This window comes from Mycobacterium sp. TH-M116, assembly GCF_057473685.1.
Map to the genome: position 1 here is coordinate 1 of NZ_JBYCLC010000063.1, position 5343 is coordinate 5343.

Sequence of the window (5343 nt, forward strand, 5' to 3'; positions counted from 1 at the left end):
GCCCTCCATCATGTCGATGAATTGGTCGAACAGGTATTCCGCATCGTGGGGGCCGGCGGCGGCCTCGGGGTGGTACTGCACCGAGAACGCCCGCCCGTCAGCGAGTTTGACGCCCTCCACCACGCCGTCGTTGGCGCAGGTGTGGCTGACCATCGCCGGGCCGAACGGCGTGTCGAAGGACTGGCCCGCCTCCCCTTCCAGCGCGAAGCCGTGGTTCTGAGCGGTGATCGCGACCCGGCCGGTGGCGTGGTCGATGACCGGGATGTTGATGCCCCGGTGACCGAACGTCATCTTGTAGGTGGACAGCCCCAGCGCCCGCCCAAAGATCTGGTTGCCGAAACAGATGCCGAACAACGGGATTCCGGCACCCAACACCTCGCGGGTGAGCCCGACGAGCTGGTCGGCGGTGGCCGGGTCGCCGGGGCCGTTGGACAGGAACACCGCGTCGGGAGCGAGCTCGCTGATCTGTTCGAACGTAGCCGACGACGGCAGCACGTGGCTGCGGATGCCGCGGCGGGCGAAGTTGCGCGGCGTGTTGGTCTTGATCCCGAGGTCCAGCGCGGCCACGGTGAACCGGTGGGTGCCCTGCGCCTCCACGACATAGGCCTGCGGCGTGCTGACCTCGCCCGCCAGGTCGGCGCCGAGCATCGAGGGCTGGCCGACGACCCGCTCGATCAGTTCGGCGGGTTCGGCCAGGGCGGCACCGGAGAACACACCCGCCTTCATCGATCCGCGGCTGCGCAGATGCCGCACCGCCGCTCGCGTGTCGATGCCGGCGATCCCGACGACATGCTGGCGGACCAGCTCATCCTCCAGGGTGCCGGTGGCCCGCCAATTGGACGCGCACGGCGACGGGTCGCGTACCGCGTACCCGGCGACCCAGATCTTGTCGCCACGGCTCTCGGCGTCCTCGCCGTTCCAGCCCGTGTTGCCGATCTGCGGCGCGGTGGCCACCACGATCTGCCGGTGATAGCTAGGATCGGTCAATGTCTCCTGATAGCCGGACATTCCGGTGGAAAACACTGCCTCCCCGAGGGTTTGGCCGACTTCGCCGTAGGGTGTCCCGGTGAAGACACGGCCGTCTTCGAGCACCAGCAGGGCCTCAGTCATCAGCGCCGCTCCTCCTCATCGCTGGGTGTCCCGCAGCACGTCGTCATATTCGTCACGGTTGCCCGCGCGGAACCCCGTGTCGATCTCGGCGCCCGACGGCAGCCGCCACCGGATCGCCAGTATCCCGTTGCGGGCGCCGACCTTACCGGCCACGCCCCGCTCGGTGCGGACCGCCACGATGGACTCCTGCGGAATCCACAGGGGTTTGGCGCGGCTGCGTTCCAGCAGGATTCCCTCGGGATAGCGGATCAGCACCGCCTTGCTGCGGTAACCGAGATCGCCGACCGTGATCCGGTCGTTCCAGGCGGGTGACAACGTGCAGCCGACATAGACACCGCGGATGGCACTGGTTGCCCCGCCCACCTCGGCGGGCATCTCGGGCAGGCTGCCGATCAGCTCGGCCTGCCGTTGGGCGCGGCGTCGCCAGCCGCGCATCATCAGCTGGATCAGCACGGCGATCACCACCACCAGAACAACCGCGACGATGAGTGATCCTGCCAGCGTGCCGGAGTTCATGCGCGCCGCTCCTCCTCATCGCTTGACTCTGCCTCGTCGCCGGCGCGGTTCATGCCGGGCTCTTCCCGTCTCGCGCGGTGATCTTGCCGCGCAGCAGGGTCGCGGTCACGGTGGCGGGCAGCGTCATCGACTCGTACGGCGTGTTTGCCGACCGACTGGCCAGGTGCGGCCCGGCGACCGTCCAGGTGGCGTCGGGGTCCACCACGGTCAGGTTCGCCGGCTCCCCCACCTCGAGCGGCCGGCCGTGATCGGGCAGGCGGGCGATGCGCGCCGGGTTCTCACTCATCACCCTGGCGACGTCGCGCCAGTTCAGCAGCCCGGGCGCCACCATGGTCTGCACCACCACCGAGAGCGCCGTCTGCAGCCCCAGCATGCCGGGGCGGGCAGCGCAGAACTCGACGCATTTCTCGTGCTCGGCGTGGGGTGCGTGATCGGTGGCCACACATTCGATTACCCCGTCGGCGAGCGCCTGACGCAAAGCGAGCGCATCAGAGACTTCCCGCAGCGGTGGATTGACCCGGTTGACGCCGTCATAGCTGTTCAGTCTGCTGTCGTCGAGCAACAGGTGATGGGGAGTCACCTCGGCGGTGATCGAGATGCCTTGACTCTTGGCCCATTTCAGGATCTCGACGGTACCCGCGGTAGAAGCGTGGCAGATGTGCACCCGGGCGCCGGCGTCGCGGGCCAGCAGCGCGTCGCGGGCGACGATGGATTCCTCGGCGGCCCTGGGCCAACCCGCCAACCCCAGCCGCCCGGCCGTGGGCCCCTCGTGGGCGACGGCGCCCGCGGTCAGCCGCGGCTCCTCGGCGTGCTGGGCGACCAGGGCCCCCAACCCGGTGGCGTATTCCAGGGCGCGGCGCATCACCAGCGGATCGTGCACGCACATGCCGTCGTCGGAGAACATCCGCACCTGCGCGGCGCCCGAGGCCATCATGCCCATCTCGGTGAGCTGGACCCCGGCCAGTCCGACGGTGACGGCGCCGACGGGGTGCACGTCGACCAGGCCGACCTGCCGGCCGCGATGCCACACGTGGTCGGTGACCACCGGGCTGTCGGCGACCGGGCTCGTGTTGGCCATCGCGAACACCGCAGTGTAGCCGCCCAAAGCCGCGGCAGCCGAGCCGGTTTCGATGTCCTCGGCGTATTCGCGGCCGGGCTCGCGCAGGTGGGTGTGCAAGTCGACGAACCCGGGCAGCAGCACCTGGCCCGTGGCGTCGATGACGTCCGCGTACTCCGGGATCTGCAGACCCGCACCGATGGCGGCGATCTGGCCGTCCTCGACCAGCACGTCGACCCGGTCGCCTTCGCCGTAAAGCCGGACCCCGCGCAGCAGCACAGTCACGCCGCACCCTCTTCCCCTGGTGCTTCGGTGCCGACCAGAACATGGAACAAGACGGCCATCCGCACATGCACACCGTTGGAAACTTGTTGCAGCACAGCCGATTGCGTAGAGTCGGCCACCGAAGAGGCGATCTCCATGCCGCGCACCATCGGCCCCGGGTGCAGCACCACGGCGTGGCCGGGCAGCATGGCCTGGCGCCGGTCGGACAGGCCGTAGCGGACCGAGTACTCGCGCACCGACGGGAAGAAGCCGCCGGTCATCCGCTCGGCCTGCACCCGCAGCATCAGCACCGCGTCCGCGGCGGGCAGTTCGGCGTCGAAGTCGTAGCAGACCGTCGCCGGCCAGCCGTCGACCCCGGCCGGCAGCAGCGTGGGCGGCGCCACCAGCACCACCTCGGCGCCCAGCGTGGCCAGCAGCATGACGTTGGAGCGAGCGACGCGGCTGTGCAGGATGTCCCCGACGATCACGACGCGCCGGCCCTCGATGCCGCCGAGCCGCTGGCGCAGGGTGAGCGCGTCCAGCAGCGCCTGGGTCGGGTGTTCGTGCGTGCCGTCGCCGGCGTTGATCACCGACGGGCCGCCCTCCTGCAGGCCCGCGGACGAACTCCACTGGGCCAGCAGATGCGCGGCGCCCGAAGCCGGGTGCCGGATGATCAGCGCGTCGGCGCCGGCCGCCCGCAGCGTGAACGCTGTGTCGCGCAACGACTCCCCCTTGCCCACCGACGATCCGGTCGCGCTGACGTTGATGACGTCGGCGCTCATCCACTTGCCGGCCACCTCGAACGACACCCGGGTACGGGTCGAGTTCTCGTAGAACATCGTGATCACGGTGCGGCCGCGCAGCGTCGGCAACTTCTTGATCTCGCGTCCCACCAGAGCCTGCGCGAACCGGTCGGCGTCGTCGAGGATCGCGGTGGCCTCGTCGCGGCTCAGGTCGCCGGCCGCCAGCAGGTGCCTGGTCATCGGATGTCGTCCCTCGAGATCACCACGCCGTCGCGGCCGTCGTGCTCGCCGAGCAGCACGTGGACGCTCTCGCTTCGTGAGGTCGGTACGTTCTTGCCGACGTAGTCGGCGCGCAGCGGAAGTTCGCGGTGGCCACGGTCCACCAGCACCGCCAGCTGCACCGCGCGGGGCCGGCCCACATCGCGCAGCGCGTCCAGGGCGGCGGCCACCGTGCGTCCCGAGAACAGCACGTCGTCGACCAGGATCACGAAGGCATCGTCGACGCCGCCGGCGGGGATCGAGGTGGGTTCCAGCGCCCGGGGCGGCTTTTGCCTCAGGTCGTCGCGGTACAGCGTGATGTCCAGGGCGCCACGCGCGAGATCGACCCCGCTGTATTCGGCGATGTTGACGGCCAGGCGTTCGGCCAGGATGACCCCGCGGGTCGGGATGCCGAGCAGCACCACCCGCGGCGCGTCCGTGCCGTCGAGCGCGGTCTTTTCGATGACCTGATGGGCGATACGGGAAATGGTGCGGCCCACGTCGGCCGCCGACATCAATTCGCGGCCGGTGGCGGCGTCATCCGCGGCACCCATGCGTGATGTGACCTCCTTCTCCGCCTCGCGGGACGGATCGTTAAAGGATGTCGACTGTCCGGGAGCCTAGCACCGCCGTCCGCTGCGGCGACGACGTGCCCCGCGGACGGTGTCGGTGGCCTCGTCTACTATCGAACTCATGTTCGAATCATTGGTGGCGGTGGACCCCGCATCCGGCGAAGCGGCGCTCATCGAGCGCATCGCCGAGCTGGAACGGCTCAAATCCGCCGCCGCGGCCGGCCAGGCCCGCGCCGCGGCCGCCCTGGAGGCCACCCGCCGCGCCAACGACACCGCCGCCGGGGTGCCCCCGTCCCGGCGCGCACGCGGGCTGGCCACCGAAATCGCCCTGGCCCGCCACGACTCCCCCACCCGCGGCAGCCGCCACCTGGGCTTCGCCAAAGCCCTGGTCCACGAAATGCCCCACACCCTGGCCGCCCTCGAGACCGGACGGCTCTCCGAATGGCGGGCCACCCTGATCGTGCGCGAGAGCGCCTGCCTGGACGTCGAGGACCGCCGCACCCTAGACGCCGAACTGTGCGCCGACCCCGCCGGCCTGGACGGCATGGGCGACGCCCGCATCGCCGCGGCCGCCAAAAACATCGCCTACCGACTCGACCCGCACGCCGTCGTCGAACGCGCCGCCACAGCCGAACACGAGCGCACCGTCACCATCCGCCCCGCCCCCGACACCATGACCTACCTGACCGCGCTACTACCGGTGACCCACGGCGTCTCGGTGTACGCCGCGCTCACACGCGCCGCCGACACCACCTTCGACGACCGCACCCGCGGCCAAGTCATGGCCGACACGCTGATCGAACGGATCACCGCACAACCCGCC

At 70.2% G+C, this 5343-nt stretch carries 6 protein-coding genes; 1 reads left to right on the forward strand and 5 read right to left on the reverse strand.

The window, feature by feature from the left end; all coding sequences use genetic code 11:
- From carA to pyrR, 5 genes are all read right to left on the reverse strand, one after another.
- Positions 1-1110 (reverse strand): glutamine-hydrolyzing carbamoyl-phosphate synthase small subunit (carA, locus tag AC2VOK_RS03205; RefSeq protein WP_428899196.1); only part of this gene is annotated, 1110 nt, incomplete at its 3' end.
- 15 nt (positions 1111-1125) lie between these two features.
- Positions 1126-1626, reverse strand: a complete 501-nt coding sequence (locus tag AC2VOK_RS03210; protein ID WP_428899197.1) for a PH-like domain-containing protein — start codon at positions 1624-1626, stop codon at positions 1126-1128.
- Positions 1627-1675: 49 nt separating this feature from the next.
- A complete protein-coding gene (locus AC2VOK_RS03215) occupies positions 1676-2968 on the reverse strand; it encodes a dihydroorotase (protein WP_428899198.1) in 1293 nt (430 codons plus the stop codon).
- On the reverse strand, positions 2965-3930 hold the full coding sequence (locus AC2VOK_RS03220; RefSeq protein WP_428899199.1) for an aspartate carbamoyltransferase catalytic subunit: 966 nt from the start codon (positions 3928-3930) through the stop codon (positions 2965-2967). The genes AC2VOK_RS03215 and AC2VOK_RS03220 overlap by 4 nt, the downstream gene beginning before the upstream one ends.
- Positions 3927-4502, reverse strand: a complete 576-nt coding sequence (gene pyrR / locus AC2VOK_RS03225; RefSeq protein ID WP_428899200.1) for a bifunctional pyr operon transcriptional regulator/uracil phosphoribosyltransferase PyrR — start codon at positions 4500-4502, stop codon at positions 3927-3929. Before pyrR ends, AC2VOK_RS03220 begins: the two co-directional genes overlap by 4 nt.
- Before the next feature lie 139 nt (positions 4503-4641).
- Here pyrR and AC2VOK_RS03230 point away from each other — a divergent pair.
- Positions 4642-5343, forward strand: a 702-nt coding sequence (locus tag AC2VOK_RS03230; RefSeq protein ID WP_428899201.1) for a DUF222 domain-containing protein, incomplete at its 3' end; no start/stop codon positions are given.